The organism is Streptomyces sp. sk2.1 (genome assembly GCF_008120935.1).
Classification (GTDB): Bacteria; Actinomycetota; Actinomycetes; order Streptomycetales; family Streptomycetaceae; genus Streptomyces.
Map to the genome: position 1 here is coordinate 1 of NZ_RDBO01000090.1, position 15,526 is coordinate 15,526.

The 15,526-nt window shown below is 71.2% G+C and carries 14 protein-coding genes and 2 pseudogenes; 8 read left to right on the forward strand and 8 right to left on the reverse strand.

The window, feature by feature from the left end; translation table 11 throughout:
* A partial coding sequence (locus EAO76_RS47855; protein ID WP_148841163.1) for a transposase family protein occupies positions 1-450 on the reverse strand: 450 nt, incomplete at its 3' end.
* A 365-nt stretch (positions 451-815) separates the two neighbouring features.
* Here EAO76_RS47855 and EAO76_RS39990 point away from each other — a divergent pair.
* The 7 genes from EAO76_RS39990 (at position 816) to EAO76_RS40025 (ending at position 8,259) form a co-directional block, all read left to right on the forward strand.
* Complete coding sequence (locus EAO76_RS39990) at positions 816-1,076, forward strand: hypothetical protein (protein WP_148841164.1); 261 nt, start codon at positions 816-818, stop codon at positions 1,074-1,076.
* A gap of 513 nt (positions 1,077-1,589) precedes the next feature.
* The gene (locus EAO76_RS39995; RefSeq protein WP_148841165.1) at positions 1,590-1,811 is read left to right on the forward strand and encodes a DUF6480 family protein; all 222 of its coding nucleotides are present in this window, start codon (positions 1,590-1,592) and stop codon (positions 1,809-1,811) included.
* An 875-nt stretch (positions 1,812-2,686) separates the two neighbouring features.
* Positions 2,687-3,949, forward strand: a complete 1,263-nt coding sequence (locus EAO76_RS40005; RefSeq protein WP_148841166.1) for an NAD(P)/FAD-dependent oxidoreductase — start codon at positions 2,687-2,689, stop codon at positions 3,947-3,949.
* A gap of 86 nt (positions 3,950-4,035) precedes the next feature.
* Positions 4,036-4,740 (forward strand): SDR family oxidoreductase, encoded by a 705-nt coding sequence (locus EAO76_RS40010; protein WP_148841167.1) that lies wholly within the window; start codon positions 4,036-4,038, stop codon positions 4,738-4,740.
* Complete coding sequence (locus EAO76_RS40015; RefSeq protein ID WP_148841168.1) at positions 4,737-5,951, forward strand: lycopene cyclase family protein; 1,215 nt, start codon at positions 4,737-4,739, stop codon at positions 5,949-5,951. Before EAO76_RS40010 ends, EAO76_RS40015 begins: the two co-directional genes overlap by 4 nt.
* The gene (locus EAO76_RS40020; protein ID WP_148841169.1) at positions 5,948-6,694 is read left to right on the forward strand and encodes a methyltransferase domain-containing protein; all 747 of its coding nucleotides are present in this window, start codon (positions 5,948-5,950) and stop codon (positions 6,692-6,694) included. The genes EAO76_RS40015 and EAO76_RS40020 overlap by 4 nt, the downstream gene beginning before the upstream one ends.
* Positions 6,691-8,259, forward strand: a complete 1,569-nt coding sequence (locus tag EAO76_RS40025) for an FAD-dependent oxidoreductase (RefSeq protein ID WP_148841170.1) — start codon at positions 6,691-6,693, stop codon at positions 8,257-8,259. The genes EAO76_RS40020 and EAO76_RS40025 overlap by 4 nt, the downstream gene beginning before the upstream one ends.
* Positions 8,260-8,270: 11 nt before the next feature.
* Here EAO76_RS40025 and EAO76_RS40030 read toward each other — a convergent pair whose 3' ends face one another.
* From EAO76_RS40030 to EAO76_RS40060, 7 genes and pseudogenes are all read right to left on the reverse strand, one after another.
* Positions 8,271-9,281 (reverse strand): DUF5914 domain-containing protein, encoded by a 1,011-nt coding sequence (locus EAO76_RS40030; protein WP_148841171.1) that lies wholly within the window; start codon positions 9,279-9,281, stop codon positions 8,271-8,273.
* On the reverse strand, positions 9,278-10,273 hold the full coding sequence (locus EAO76_RS40035) for a phytoene/squalene synthase family protein (RefSeq protein WP_148841172.1): 996 nt from the start codon (positions 10,271-10,273) through the stop codon (positions 9,278-9,280). The genes EAO76_RS40030 and EAO76_RS40035 overlap by 4 nt, the downstream gene beginning before the upstream one ends.
* Entirely contained in the window at positions 10,260-11,831 is a 1,572-nt protein-coding gene (locus tag EAO76_RS40040; RefSeq protein WP_148841173.1) for a phytoene desaturase, read from the reverse strand. Before EAO76_RS40040 ends, EAO76_RS40035 begins: the two co-directional genes overlap by 14 nt.
* Positions 11,828-12,970, reverse strand: a complete 1,143-nt coding sequence (locus EAO76_RS40045; RefSeq protein ID WP_187438987.1) for a polyprenyl synthetase family protein — start codon at positions 12,968-12,970, stop codon at positions 11,828-11,830. The genes EAO76_RS40040 and EAO76_RS40045 overlap by 4 nt, the downstream gene beginning before the upstream one ends.
* A gap of 139 nt (positions 12,971-13,109) precedes the next feature.
* Positions 13,110-13,665, reverse strand: a pseudogene (locus EAO76_RS40050) (cryptochrome/photolyase family protein); the annotation flags it as partial.
* Positions 13,666-13,833: 168 nt separating this feature from the next.
* A pseudogene (locus EAO76_RS40055) lies at positions 13,834-14,275 on the reverse strand (FAD-binding domain-containing protein); the annotation flags it as partial.
* 197 nt (positions 14,276-14,472) lie between these two features.
* Positions 14,473-14,904, reverse strand: coding sequence for a hypothetical protein (locus EAO76_RS40060; protein ID WP_148841175.1), 432 nt, complete (start codon positions 14,902-14,904; stop codon positions 14,473-14,475).
* 425 nt (positions 14,905-15,329) lie between these two features.
* Here EAO76_RS40060 and EAO76_RS40065 point away from each other — a divergent pair.
* Positions 15,330-15,526, forward strand: a 197-nt coding sequence (locus tag EAO76_RS40065) for a transposase domain-containing protein (protein WP_262376151.1), incomplete at its 3' end; no start/stop codon positions are given.

Sequence of the window (15,526 nt, forward strand, 5' to 3'; positions counted from 1 at the left end):
GGGGAGCGGCTGTGCACGGATCAGCCGGAGCGAAGTGTCCTTGCAGGTGCCGACGGCCATGCGCCGGGACAGGCGAGCGCCTGGTCGGCCGCCCAGGAACAGGGCCACGTCGGTGAGCTGGGCGGTGAGAGCGTCCGTGCGGCGTGCGTGGCGACGGGTCAGGGCCGGTATCCGCTCGGCAGACGTCCGACGGGCGCAGTGCTCGTTCCCGCATACGAGTCGACGCGCTCGCAGTTCGATTCGTACACGCCGGCCCGCGACTGGACGATCCGCCAGCGTCCGCGGGTAGTAGCAGTGCACTCTCGAAGACCTCTGCCCGCATCCGGAACAAGCCGCCGAGGCGGCCCGTGATCGCACGGCGACCCGGGTCTCCGTATCCGTCAGCACCAGCTGGTCGACCTTCACCCCGACACCAGGCAGTAGAAGGTCCGCGACCTGAACCCCACCCATCCTGCCTGATCGCTGCCCAACTACCCCCAAAATAACGACAAAGCCCAGAAGTTGGGCCAGAACCCTCAGTAATCAACGAAGTCACCACCAGGTCCTCCGCGACGACCTGGCCGGGACCTCCGGCAGGACGGGCACCGCCTCGGCGCACTTCGGCCGGGTTGAGTAAGTCGCTGCTCGGGGGCAGGTTGCCCGGGCTTTCCCCGGACTCGCCCAGGGCCAGGTCTGGGCGGCGGAACGACCTGTGGCAGGGCTTGCCCGGCTCCTGGTCGCGAGCCTCGCCTCCGGCGATCGCGGGTGGAGATGCAGGAGGTGTCCTCCTGAACGACAGTGGTGAGAGGGGGAAGCCCGTCACTCTCGGGAGAGCCATGATCATCAAGATGCTGCACGAGAAGGGCCTGAAATCCGAGCACGCATACTGCGCCGGCTTCCTTTCCGTCGGTTTGGCCGTGGCCTCGTGGGCCGGGTCGTTGAAGGCGGAGTGCCGCGGGCTTGGACGCGCGGATCACTGGGGCATTTTTGTCGGCGAGTGGGCACCGACCTTCTTCGCGATTGGCCTGGCCCTTGCGAACTATGAGCACGACGACCGGGAGTCCCCACCCGAGTCGCTGCGCTCCGTGGCCGACTGAGGCCGGGGGCGCGAAACGCGCAGTCGGCAGTCGGCAGACGACGCGGTCAAAACACTCGGTGTCTTTGGCGAACGGATTCGGCACGGAAAGGGACGCCGAGCGACGACACGGCCGATGACGAAGGCACAGCATCGGGCCGGCAAACGCCACGCGTCGGACACCTCGCAGGACTGGCCCGGCGCCCCCGTCAACAGGCGCTACCGGCGAAAGCATCGACGGCGGCGCGGGACGCCGAGAAAGCCCCCATGTGTACGCGGCGAGCAGACACCTTCCGCAGCCGACCGAGCGCCACCCGCCCTGCTACCCGTCGGCGGGACATGCGGGGAGCCTGGGGGCGCTCTTGGGGAGCTGCCAGGGTCCGCGGCCGACGGACCGGCCAGCCTCCTCGGTCTCGCAGCGCGCCCACGGAGACGGCGCTGCCACGTCGACGCAGCACGCCACAGATCCAATCCTCGGAACCGACGCGTTCGCTCGAAAAATCATGTGTTATATCGCGGATGGGTTATATGCCCAATGAATACAGGAAATCCTGATTCTGATCCGCGCAACACTCCGGGCCTGGAGTCCGGCGGCAGCGTCACCTCCGGTGAAACCCCACCCGCCGAAAGCAGCACTTCGGAAGCGGGACCGCGCCATGAATCCCCGCGAGGAGGGGCCCGCGGCCCGCTGATCGTGATTCTTGTCGTCGTGGTACTTGTGGCCGCCTTCTTCCTCGCCTTCGCCTTTCTGGTATGACACAGGGACTGTGGTTCCACGCTTGACGGTGCGGTGAAGGGGCCCAGTGGTTTTTGCCGGTCGTCGTTGCCACTGGGCCTTTCGGGGGAAGAGACCGTGCTGTCGAAGTCAGGGGGCCCCTGCCTTCGTCCGGTGCCGGACAGGGTGAGAAGAGCACCTTCGGATTCGTGGACGATGAAGGCGCTGCTCACCGCGATCACCGAGCACGGACTGGTCGTCGCTTGGACCCAGGAGATCGTGCCGACACTCCAGGCGGTCGGCCGCAAGCGGGAGACGCCGGGCGAGAAGTACGTCGAGGTCGAGCACTTGCTGTCCTGGCATGTCTCCGGCGCGCTGCGGTGCTCCACGCCCCACCCGGCCGCCGCCCGTGCCGGTGCCGCCCCGGTGCTCGCCTGCGTCCCGGGAGAACCACACCCTGTCGTTGGAAGTGCCGGCCGCGGTCGGGCTGTGGGCGCAGGGCCGTACCACCGCCGGCCAGCCGGCGGTCCAGCACGTCGCAGCCATGGAGTGGGGTGCGCGGTGCCCGTCGCAGGCCGGTCGTGCTGACGCTGGGACATGGCTGGGCGGGGCAGGCGGCGGGCCCGGCGCGTTCGTCGGGACTCGCCGGGGCGGTCGCCGCTCTGGAGCCGTCGGCCTCCTCGTGAGGGGGTGCCGTCCGACGGCACTTGGTCGTGGCGCCTGGGCAGCGGCCGGGAAACATGGTCCGCTGGACCAGTGGTCGCGGCCGGGTCGTTCGTCCACGGGCGAGCGTTGCTTTCGCGTCACGTTCCGGCACGGGCTGTGCCCGCTGCTTCAGAGGTACCGGTCGAGGAAGGGGCCGAGCGGACGGCCCTGATGTGCGGGTGCCACGGGTACGGCGTCGACCGAGGAGAAGCATGAGCGAGGAACATCGTCGGGCACCGGACGTGGTCGTCGTCGGTGCGGGCCTGTCCGGCCTGGTGTGCGCGCTGGACCTGTGCCGTGCGGGATGGCGGGTGGTTCTGCTGGAGGCGTCCGAGGGCGTGGGCGGGCGGATGCGCACGGACCGGCGGGACGGGTTCCTGCTGGATCGTGGTTTCCAGGTGCTCAACACCTCGTACCCGCAGGTGAAGCGGCGCATGGATCTGAGGAGCCTGCGGCTGCGGCCGTTCACCGCGGGCGTCATCGCGCACACGTCGAGGGGGCCGGTCCGCCTCGCCGACCCGACGAGGGAGCCCAGTGCTGCGGGGGCTCTGCTGACGGGACGGGTTGTCTCGTCGCGCGACCTGGCCGCGCTGGCGGCTCTCACCGTGCGGGACGCCGTTCTGCCCGCTTCCACCGTCAGACGGCGCGAAGACGGCTCCACCTCGGCGGCCCTGGCCAGGGCGGGAGTGTCGGACGCCGCAGTCGCCGACATCCTGCGGCCGTTCCTGTCCGGTGTCTTCCTGGAGGACCGGCTGGAGACCTCCGCACGCTTCTTCCACCTGGTCTGGCGGAGCATGGTCCGAGGGACCCTGTGCCTGCCGGCACAGGGCATCGGCGCCGTCCCGGCCCAACTCGCCGACGGGCTGCCCGACGGCGTACTGCGGTTTGGCACCCCCGTCGCAGAGGTCACCGACACCGGAGTGCTGCTGGAGGACGGGAGCGAGGTGCCGGCCCGGACGGTCGTGGTGGCGACGGACCCGGCGACCGCCGCCCGCCTGCTGCCGGACCTGACCGTACCGGACACACGCACCGTCACCACCTACTACCACGCCACCGGCAGGACACCGATGGCCGAACCGACCCTGATGGTGGACAGCACCGGAGCGATCCTGAACACCTGCGTACTCAGCGAAGTCGCTCCCACGTACGCGCCCCGTGGCACTGCGCTGATCTCCACCTCCGTACTGGGAACAGACCTCCCCGGCAGGGCACAGGCGGTGCTGTGCCGTCTGGCCGAGCTGTACGGCACCGACACGAGCGGCTGGCAGCAGGTCGCCGCCCGCACGGTCGAGGGTGCGCTGCCCGCGATGCTTCCCCCCTGGCCGCTGAGCCGCACCACCCGCCTTCGCCCGGGCAGGTACGTGTGCGGGGACCACCGGGCGACCGGATCGGTGCAGGGCGCCATGGCCTCGGGGGCGCGCGCCGCGCGTGAGGTGGTCGCCGACCGGGGGCAAGGAGGTGACGCCGGGGTGTGAACGACGTCCGGCCGCGCCCGCGGCCGGCCCTGGACGCGAAGCAATGACGATCGGATGAACCCGTTGGTCGTATCGAGGGGTGAAGCGTGGAACTGAGTGGTGCCCGTCTCCTGGGGGCCGATGCCACGGGAGCGCCGGGCGGTGCGATCACCGCCGAACCGGCCGACCGGGGCGCCCGCGTGGCCCTCGCCGGGCGCGACCGCGGCAGCCTGGCCCACACCGCGCGGGCGTATCCCGGTGCCCCGACCGCCGGCTTCGACGCCTACGATCCCGGGTCATGCGCTCGGGCCGTGCACGAAGCGGCGGCAGCTCTTCAAGGGGTGGACGTCGTCGCGTTCGGGTCGGTGGCCTTCGGTGCGGCCGAGGAGATCGGTGGCGAGGCCGCGGAGCACCTGATGGCGGTCAACCACCTCGCGCCCGCCGTGTTCTCCCGCGCCGTGCTCGGCATCCTGCGAAGCGGTTCGGCGATCGCCGCTGTCACCGGCGCGTCGGCCGAGTGCCCGCAGCCCCGAATGGCCGACCACAGCGCCTCCAGAGCCGCGCTCGCCGCATGGCTGGACGCCGTCCGCCGCGAAGCACGGAGCGCCGGTGTCGCGGTCCTGGAGATCCGGCCGGGTCATCTCGACACAGGCTTCGCGACTCGCCCCGTGGCGGGTACCGCCCCACCCCTGCCCGAGGGCGGCGACCCGCGTCACGTCGCCGGCGCCGTCGCGGACGCGCCTGAGACCGGCGCCGAGCTGCTGCGCCCGAGCCCCGGCAAAAGCCCCGTTCTCGAACGGCGAGCCCGGTGACACCCCGCCCCGCCGAGGAATCCGGCGTGATCGTCATCGGTGGTGGTGCGGCCGGTCTCAGCCTCGCCCACCGGCTGACGGAGAACGGCGCCGCCACTGTGACCGTGGTCGAGCCGCCGGACGGTCCGCTCCGCCCCGCGGAACGGACATGGTGCTACTGGGACGCGGGCGTCGACGGCCTGGAAGAGGCGGTCAGCGCGTCCTGGTCCGTGCTGCGTCTGCACGGCGCCGACCGTCGGCCGGTCGTTGTCGGACCTGCCCCGTTCACCTACCGCATGGTGTGTTCCGCCGACTTCGAGCGGCTGGTCCACGGCAGCCTGGCCCGCTCGGACGGCGGGCGTCTCCTGCGTGCGACGGTGGAATCGGTGGGCGGTGTGCCCGGAGGCGCGGAGGTCCGGTGCACGCTGCCCGGGGGCCGGTCCCTGACGCTGCGCGCCCGGCGGGTGTTCGACTCGCGGCCGCTGCCTGTCCTGCCGCCGGCGCGCACGCAGTTGTTGCAGCACTTCCGCGGCTGGTTCGTACGTACCGACACCGACCGGTTCGACCCCTCGGTCGCGGATCTGATGGACTTCCGGGTTCCTCAGCCGGCACATGGACTGGCCTTCGGCTACGTCCTGCCGCTGGCGCCGGACCGGGCGCTCGTGGAGTACACCGAGTTCTCCGGCAACGCGCTGACCACCGAGACGTACGAATCGGCTCTAGGCCACTACTGCCGAGATGTCCTCGGGCTCGGCGCGCTCACCGTGGAGCGGGCGGAGCAGGGGATCATTCCCATGACCGACGCCCGCTTTCCGCGTCGGGCCGGTCCCGCCCACTTCCGTGTCGGAACCGCGGGGGGCGCCACTCGGGCGGCCACCGGCTACACCTTCGCGGCGGTGCAGCGACAGAGCAGAGCCATCGCCGCAGCCCTGCGCGACGGGCGCACCACCGTCCCAGCCCCCCACGGGTGGAGGGCCTCGGCCATGGACGCGGTCCTGCTGCGTGCCCTGGACACCGGGCGCATCGACGGCCCCCGATTCTTCACCGACCTGTTCCGCCGGATCCCGGCGGAGCGCCTGTTGCGCTTCCTCGACGGCGCCACCTCCCTGCGGGAGGAGTGGGGCATCGGGCTGCGCACCCCTGTCCTGCCGATGCTTCGTACGGCCGCCGAACTGCCCTTTGTGCCCCGACGTTCCCAACCCTTCGCGAAAATCGGAGACAATCACCGATGAGCCTCCTGCGCGAGCACGACCTGGCCCGCGCCTTCGACCACGCCGCCCGCACCTACGACAGCCTCACCTCTCTCAACCCCGGCTACCACACCGACCTCCTGCGCTCGGCCCGCCGGCTCCGGCTCCCCGACGACGGCGCCGGACTGCACGTTCTCGACCTCGGCTGCGGTACCGGCGCCTCCACCCGGGCCCTGCTCAGGGCCGCGCCCCGGGCCCGGATCACGGCTGTGGACGCGTCGGCGGGCATGCTGCGCCGCGCCCTGGCCAAGCCGTGGCCCGCACGCGTACGGTTCCTGCACCTGACCGCCGAGGAGATCACGTCGGCCGGTGAAGGCCCCTTCGACGCGGTCTTCGCCGCCTACTTGTTCCGCAACGTCACCGACCCGGACGCGGTCCTGGGCAGCGTCCGGGCCCTGCTGCGGCCGGGCGGACGTATCAGCGCCCACGAGTACACCCTGAGCGGCCGGCGGCTGCACCGGGCGTTGTGGACGGCGGTGTGCCGCGGCGTCGTCATCCCGGCGGGCACGCTCACCGGCGACCGGGCCCTGTACCGCCACCTCTGGCACAGCGTCATCGCCTTCGACACCGCCCCCGCCTTCGCCGACCGGCTGACGCGAGCCGGCTTGACCGGAGTGCGCGTCGCCCCGGTCGCCGGATGGCAGACGGGCATCGTGCACACCTTCCTCGCCCGCAACGGCCCGAGCCCGGCACACCCGACCACCCCAAGGGATCGAGTCCGGTGACGGCCCGCCGTACCGCTGCCGCCCGACGAGGCCACGACCGCAAGGCCGAGGTTCTGACGCCGCCACCCGGCAGGGGCCGGTTCCAGCGCGGGGACGAGCCGTCCGTCGCGGTGATCGGTGGCGGGATCGCCGGCCTTGCCGCGGCCACCCTGCTGGCCGAGCGGGGTGCCCGCGTGACCCTGTACGAGAAAGAGGACGCACTGGGCGGCCGGCTCTCCGGTTGGCCCACCAGGCTGGCGGACGGCTCCTCCGCGACCATGACCCGCGGGTTCCACGCCTTCTTCCGCCAGTACTACAACCTGCGCGGGCTCCTCCGCCGTACCGACCCTGCCCTTTCGCGGCTCACGCCGCTGCCCGACTACCCCCTGCGGCACAGTGGCGGCCTGGCCGACAGCTTCGCCCGAGTTCCGAGAACGCCGCCTTTCAGCGCGCTCGGCTTCGTCGCCCTCAGCCCGAGCTTCGGATGGCGGGACCTCGCAGCCATGGACGCCCGGGCGGCACTGCCTCTGCTCGACGTGCGGGTGCCCGAGGTGTACGAACGCTTCGACGAGGTCACCGCGACCGGCTTCCTGGACAGCGTGGGTTTCCCGGAAGCTGCGCACCACCTGGCGTTCGAGGTGTTCTCACGCAGCTTCTTCGCCGACCCGTGCGAACTGTCCGCCGCCGAACTGCTGCTGATGTTCCACATCTACTTCCTGGGATCGGCCGAGGGACTGCTCTTCGACGTACCGGGCGAACCCTTCCCCCGGGCGCTCTGGGACCCGCTCGGCGACTACCTCCAACGCCTCGGGGTGGACATCCGCACCGGTACTCCCGTCCACGGGGTGCTCCCCCTCGGCGACGGTGGAGCGCACGTGCACACCGACACCGGCGCCGGCCCCCACCAAGCCGTGGTGCTCGCCCTCGACCCCGGGAGCCTGCGCCGGATCGTCGGCGCGTCACCCGGCCTGGGCACGTCCGACTGGTGCGAGGCCATCGCGGCCCTGCGCACCGCACCGCCGTTCCTCGTCTCCCGGCTCTGGCTCGGCCGGCCGGTCCGCACCGACCGACCCGGATTCCTCGGCACCAGCGGCTACGGCGGGCTCGACAACATCAGCGTCCTGGAGCGGTACGAGGGCGAGGCCGCCCGCTGGGCCGCACGGACCGGGGGCTCGGTCGTGGAACTGCACGCCTACGCCGTGGACCCGGTGGCCGAACCGAAAGAGGTGCAGGACATGCTCGTCGACCGGCTGCATCAGGTGTACCCGGAGACCCGCGAGGCGTGCATCGTCGACGCCCGGCACGAGTGGCGCTCGGACTGCCCGCTCTTCGAGGCCGGCTCCCACCACCGGCGACCCACCGTGCGCACTCCTCATCCGTGGCTGACCCTGGCCGGCGACGGAATCCGCTGCGACCTGCCCGTCGCCCTCATGGAACGGGCTGCCACCACGGGTTTCCTGGCCGCGAACGCCCTGCTCGCCGACCGGGGAGTGCGCGGCCAGGTCCTGTGGACGGTACCCCGGGCGGGCCGTTCACGCCTGCTCCGGACGCTCGGAGCTGTCACAGGGCGCCACTCGTCTCGCTGAACGGTTCCCGGTCAGCCGGGGAACCGTCCGGTGCTGCGCAGTGTCCAGCGCCGTTCGGCGTAGGCCAGGTCGTCACGCCACAGGCGGCCGGCCGTACGGCGCATCAGCGGGCGCAGTACGGGGGCGGCGGCCCGCGCCAGGGCGAAGCCGGGGCGGTCCGACACGGCGACGACCGCCTCGACCACGGCGGTGCGCGGACGTTCGTGGCCAGGCCCGGTCAGTGGCGTCGCGTGTGTCTCGACCACGGACGTGGTGCCCTCGCCGTTGGTGATGCGCATGACGACCGTGCGCGGCTCCGGCGCCGTGAACTCGGCCCGTACCGGAACCACGAGCCGCCCGGCCACCCGGAAGGAGACATCGACGACGAAGGCGTCGTCCTCGTCCCCCCGCGGCTCCCGCGCCACCGACAGGTCGACGAACGAGTACGGGTGGAACCACGAGCCGTGCCATGGATCGAGCCGGTTGGCCACCACGTCCTGCGGTTCGCACCGTCCCACCGCCGTGAACACCGCGTCCACCCCACGACCCCTCGCAGGTCGAGCGGACACGACAGGCCGCTCGGTGGGCTCCTCTCCACCCACCGCGTCCAGCCGCACCCAGACGAGTACGCCGTCGTCGTGCACGGGAAACGGCTGCCAGCCGGCGGACGGAGAACCGTCCAGGGCGAGCCCGTGCCAGTGGCAGACCAGCGTGCCGCACACCACCCGGCCGTCCCGCAGAGGAGCGCCCAGGTGCGGGCAGACGCCCGAACCGGCATGGGGCTCGCCGTCCTGCGAGCGCCACAGCACGACCTCCACACCACCGACCGTCCGGCCGTACGGGCGATCGTCCGCGCGCACGTTCCGGGAGGCACCGACCACGAACCAGTTGCCGGACGGGCGGGTGGACGCCCGCTCGAGCGCGTCGGCGACGAGCGTCGGCCGCGCCTGGCGCCAAGTCGGTTTCTGTGCCGCCCAGTCCGGGCCGGACCTCCGTCGCCGCAACGGGGGCGACCAGTGCTTGCCGTCCTTTCGACCACTCATCGCACCGGCCCCTTCCAGTCGGCTGCCGGACCACCTGCCGGGGCCGCTCGGCGCGTGTCGCGAGTGAGCCACCGGGCACCGGCCACGTGCAGTGCACCGGCCGCGGCCGTTGCCGCCCGACGCCGACGTGACACCACCGCACGACGATGCAGCACGGTGTAGTCCTGCTCGGCGATCGCGTCGAGAATCCCGCCGTAGAGGCTGAACGCGGCACGGATACAGGGACGCACCCGCGGATCGAGCATCGCGATGCCCGGCTCCGCCGTCCGGTACACGTCCCGCGTCACGGCCTCCGCCGCGACGAGAGCGGCGCGGATCCGAGGATCGCGCCGCCCGGTGCGTCGGCTCCACTCCAGCAGGGGCCGGTCCACACCGTGCGTGGCCAGCAGATCGCCGGGCAGGTAGACGCGGCCCCGGTCGAGGTCCTCACCCACGTCGCGCAGGAAGTTGGTGAGCTGAAACGCCACACCGAGCGCCGCCGCGTGCGGTGCCGCCTCCTCCCGGGCCGTGACCGTACCGAGGACCGGCAGCATCTGCAGGCCGATCACCGCCGCCGAACCGTGCATGTACCCCTGCAGATCGGCGTAGGTGGGGTAGTGGGTGACGGTCAGGTCGGCACGCATCGAGGACAGGAAGTCGGCGAAGAGAGCATGACCGATGTTGTAGCGGTCGGCGGTGTCCGCGACGGCCCGGACCACCGGTTCGCCGCCCGCTCCGGCGCGCAGCCCGCTGGCCAGGTCCCTCTCCAGGCGTCGCAGCAGCCGGTCGCGCTCCTCGGGCGCGCGATGGTGGTCGTGGTCGTCCACGATGTCGTCCGCCCAGCGGGCGAAGCCGTACAGGGCGTGCACGGCGGAGCGGCGTTCGAGGGGCAGCAGGCGGGTGGCCAGGAAATATGTCCTGCCGTGGCGGGCGTTGAGCCGTCGACACCGGGTGTAGGCGGCGCGCAGTGCGGGATCGGTGATCCCGGCGGCGTCCAGTTCACGACGGGACATCAGCACCTGCCGGGGCCGGAACGGAGGACGCGTCGGTCGCGGTCGAGGACGGCGCCGTCCGCGAGGGCCGGGCAGCGGTGCCGCCGGTGACGCGCATGGCGGCGAGTTTGCCGCTGATGAGTACGGTCGGTACGCCGACGCCCGGAGTGGTACCGCAGCCGCCGAGCACCACGTTGTCCAGCCCCCGTACGAGGTTGCGCGGGCGGAACGGGCCGGTCTGGGCGAAGGTGTGGGAGACGGAGAAGGGGCTGCCGGCGGCGTGGCCCTTCCTCGCCCAGTCGAGCGGCGTCACCAGAAGCTCTTCCTGGACGCTGTCCGCGAACCCGTCCAGGCCCCGGCGCTCCAGTTCGCCCACCAGGCGGTCGCGGTAGCGCGGGCCGAGGCTCCGCCACGCGGCGGCTGTGGGACCGACCGCTGTGTTCGGACAGGGGGCGAGGACGTAGTGGAGGTGGCGTCCCGGCGGTGCCAGGGCGGGATCGTGTGCGGTGGGGCGGGTGATGAGCAGAGAGGGGTCGCTCATCAGCTCGCCCGTGCGGGTCAGTTCGTCGAAGGTGCGCCGCCACGCGGCGCCGAAGGAGATGGTGTGGTGGGCGAGGTGCGGCCAGGTGCGGTCGGTTCCCGCGTGCAGGATCACGGCGGACGGTGAATGACGCAGCCGGGCCGGCCGCCGGGGCGTCCGCCCCAGCAGCCCGTAGGCGGCGGGGAGTTCGCACGTGAGCACCACCGCGTCGCAGGGGATGCGCTCGCCGGAGGCCAGGTGAACGGCCCGCACTCGGTCCGCGGAGCGCTCCAGCGTGCGTACTTCGGCAGTCCAGCGCAGATCGGCACCGGCTTCCGCCGCCGCGTCGGCCATGGCGCGGGGGAGTGCGTGCATTCCGCCCTTGGGGAACCAGACGCCGGCCACGGTGTCCATGTAAGCGATCACGGCGTAGGCCGCGAGTGCTCGGGCCGGGGCCACCCCGGCGTACAACGCCTGGAAGGAGAAGACCCGGCGCAGGCGCTCGTCGGAGAGGAAGCGGCCGATGCGACCGTCCAGCCGTCCGAAACCGCCCAGCGCCACCAGCCGGGCCAGATCCGGGTGCAGCAGTTGGAAGGGGGAGTCGAAGTTCGTGTCGATGAAACGGCGCATCTGGACCCGGTACAGACGTTCCAGCCACTGCCGCAGGTCGCGGTATCCGGCTGCCTGCGCCGGTCCGGCGAAGCGCCGTACTTCCGCCTCCATCGCCTCGCCGTCGGTGTGCACGTCGAGCGAGGAACCGTCCGCGAAGCACGCCCGGTAGGCCGGGTCCAGAGCCGTCAGCCTGACGCGGCGGTGGAGGCTGTCCCCGACGGCGGCGAACGCCTCATCGGCCAGGTGCGGCATGGTCAGCACCGTGGGGCCGGTATCCAGCTCGTAGCCGCCCAGGCGCACTCGGCCGGCCCGGCCCCCGGGACCGGAGTCCTGTTCGACGACGGTGACCCGGCGGCCCGCACCCAGCAGGTGCAGGGCACAGGCCAGCCCGGACAGTCCGGCACCCACCACGACGACATGGTCGGTCGGCCCCGGCACCCCCTTCACGCGACCTCCTCGGCACGGCGCTGGGCCACACCCGTCGCGCGCGAGACCAGCGCGGCGAACTCGTGCCGCACCGCAGGCCGTGCACCGGCGCGCTCGAAGTGCGCGAGGCTCATGCTGGTCAGCTCCTCGATCTTCGCCTCCACCAGGTCCCGGGCGCCGGTGCGCTGCAGCGCGGATCGCACCTGCCGTACGGCCTTCTCGGACTTCGGGTCCGCCTCCGGAGCCAATGCCATGGCAGCCCGGTGATCACCGGCGGCGTCGGCGAGCCGGACGGCGACGGCGAGGAGGTAGGTGAGCTTGCGGGAGTACAGGTCGTCGTCGGCCGGCTTGCCGGTCAGCGCCGGGTCGCCGAAGGCGCCGAGAAGGTCGTCACGGAGTTGGAAGGCCAGCCCGGCGCACCGGCCGGCAGCCCGCAGCGCGTCCAGCACGTGCTCGTCGGCACCGGCCAGCAAAGCGCCCAGCGTGAGCGGTCGGGCGACGGTGTACAGGGCGCTTTTCAGGGTGGCGATGGTCAGCGCCTCGTCGACACCGGAGGACCGGGTGGCCTGGGCGTGCAGATCGCGGTACTGCCCGGCGACCATCTCGGTGCGCATCGCCCGCCACTCCTCGTACAGCCGCGAGCCGTGCGGCATGCCGAGCGCCGTCTCCGTCAGCAGGTCGTCCGCCCATGCCAGTGCCAGGTCACCGGCGAGCACGGCGGCCGATGAGCCGAACGACTCCGCCTGGCCGTGCATGCCCATCGCCCAGTGCACGCGCGCGAAGTGTACGTGCAGGGCCGGTGCGCCTCGTCGCTGTGCGGACCCGTCCATCACGTCGTCATGTACGAGGGCGCATGCCTGGAGCAGTTCGAGGGCGGCTCCCGTGCGCAGGACGGCTGTGGCGTCTCCCGAGCCACCTGCGGCGCGCCAGCCGCAGTGGGCGAACGCGGTGCGCAGGCGTTTGCCTCCCCGCATGGCCAGCGCGGCGAGGCGGCCGGCCAGCTCCCGGGCGAAGATGGCGTCGACGGTACGGGCGTGACGCAGTCGTTCGTCGAGTACCTGCTCGAGGACTGTGCCGACGGCGTCCGCTGCGTCGATCGCAGTGAGGGGGTCGTCGACGAGTTCGGCCGGTGAGGCCACCATCGGCGGCAGTCCAGGCATGCACAACCCCTTCTCACTCTTGGTTATCCGCACGACACTGTTTCCGCCGACTTTCCTGTCACGGATGCACTGATTCCTTGCCCGTCCGGCACCCGACGCAGACCGAGCTCACCTCAGCGGCGCAACGGGCGGGAGCCCATGGTGGTGCGTCGCTCCGCGCGCGTTCCTGTTCGCGTACATCCGCGAGGTCGGTGAGCCGGTCCTACTGCTGCGCCGGCCGGGCGACGCGCCGGTTGCCGGTCAACAGGTCCCGGTGCCGGTCGAGGAAGGCCCAGTGGCCGGTGGTGTGCGGGCACGCGTGCTTGCCGGTGCGGTCACCCGGCCGGTGGGCGCACGGGTGCACAGGTCGCTCATGCGGTTCACGTGGGCGCCGCCCGGCGTGTAGGGGTTGGTCGTCATCCGGACGCCGTCGGCGTACCAGGACATGCCGACGACGTTGGGGAACATGACCCAGTCGTAGCCGTCCACGAAGCAGCGGTGGAACCAGTCCGGGACGGCGGCGGGGCTCCAGCCGCGCTGGAGTGCATGGCTGCTGAGGATCGTCGGCCGGGGATGTGGTGCGTCCAGCCCGTGTCGCGCACCTGGGTCAGTACGGTGCGCAGGCAGTCGGCCCGGACGGTGCCCGCGTCCAGGTCTTTCCCCCAGTCGGGCAGCGGGGCGGTGTGCTGAAGCTCGTTGGAGCGCCGGTAGTACTCCGCCCGGACAGCACGAGGTGGGCCTCGGCCCGGTGGAAGCGACGTCTGCGGAAGACGGAGCGCGCCTCGATCATGAGCAGGGGAGTGTCGAGACCGGGTCCCGCTTCGCCCGGGATGAGGAAGTGGGGCCGATTCGGTCGCCGAAGAGCCGGTGCACGATGTGTCTCCTCAGCCGCGGCCCCGGGCGTCCTTGAAGCGCGCGAGCCCGTCGGCGAGGTCGATGAGCGGGGCCGGGCAGTCGAGAACCTCACGTTCTTCCGACGGGAGGCGCCAGGGTTCGCGGCCTTCTTGCCGTCCACGCTCCTGAGTTCGGGGACCCGGCGGCGAACGTGGGCGCCGCCCCGGTCGAAGAGCCCGGCCTGGACGAGCGGATTGAGGACGCGGCGGGGGCGGGCGCCGGTGCCCGCGACCCACTGCCAGCTGAGCTGGTTGTTGACGACCTCGCCGTCCACGAGGAGGTCCAGGAAGTGCCGGGCGCCGATCGGCCAGTCGACGTACAGCCTCTTGTCCAGGAAGCCAGCCGCCGCGCGCGGCTGCGCATCCAGCCCTCGTGACGCAGGTGGCGCATGGCGACGTCGACGACCGGACAGTCGGTCCGTCCTTGCCGCCAGTACCCACGCGATCGGCGAGTTGATGCTCGAAGTCGCTCCGGCCCACCTCGCGGGTTCTACATATGAATGCTGCGGATCAGGATGTCGGCCACTGCCACCACGGTCCCGGTCAGGCTCCGGTTGATCGACACGCCGGAGAGGGGGCCGGCGAGTCCGGGGCTACCTCGCCACGCCACTTGCCTGCCAAGTTTTCCGGTCAGGGGGTGGCGTACTCGACACCGGTGAATGCGATTGTGGGAGCGCTGTGGCTGTTGGGTGTGCCGTGTGCTTCCACGGCGAAGTAGAAGGCTCCCTCCGTGGTGGGGAAGCAGAACTTCTTGCCCAACAGCTTCTGGATGGAGAAGTCCGTGATCACCGGGCCGGGAGCCTCACGGCATGCCTTGACTGTGGCGGGCCGGACAGTGACAGAACGGACGAAAGGGGCATCTGACCCGAGGTAAAGGGAGGCTGTACGATTTTCACAGCTCTCGATCTGGTAGCTGATGGTTGCGCCGAAGATCGGTTCGTCCAATTGCTTGGTGCTGTGCGATTCACTTCCGTCCATCAATGCGCGATGGGAAGTGTGGGAGACCTGACCCAGGACATCGGTCTTCTCGTGATACCCCGCTTCGGCAGGATAGGTGCCCACCTGAGTGCTGGTGTACTCGGCTGTGACCCGATCGCCGAACCGGGAGACCTCTCTACAGGTGGGAGGTTCCAAGATACTTCGTTTTGTCTTCGACGCCTCAATATCAGATGGTTCGTCAGTTCGGGGGGAAGTACTCCTGGGGGCGGTGCTCGATTTGTCGTTGTTGGGCGACGTTGAAGACGAGCAGCCCGCTAATGTCAGTAATACCGCAGCAATGGGAGCCGCGTACCGTAATCCACCTGTCACACTTGCCTCCCCGGGGCCGCGAGACGCTGAGTAGAGCTTAGACCCAATACCGGTGACTTTGAGCCGTGTTGGTCGTTGGATGTGTTGTGCCAAGGCCTGGGCAGGTGAAGTTGTCGGGTGAGCGGTTGTCGGACCGGATCGCTTTGGGGGTGTTGACGCGGGTGTTTCCACCCGGGGTGGTGGATGAGGTGATCGCGGAGTGCGGGCGCCGGGAACAGCGTTCCCGGCTGCTGCCGGCCCGGGTGGTGGTGTATTTCGTGCTCGCGATGTGCCTGTTCTCCGGGCAGGGCCATGAGGAAGTCGCCCGGCTGCTGACGCAGGGCCTGGAACGGGTGCGGCAGTGGGAGAAGCCATGGCACGTGCCGACGACGGGTGC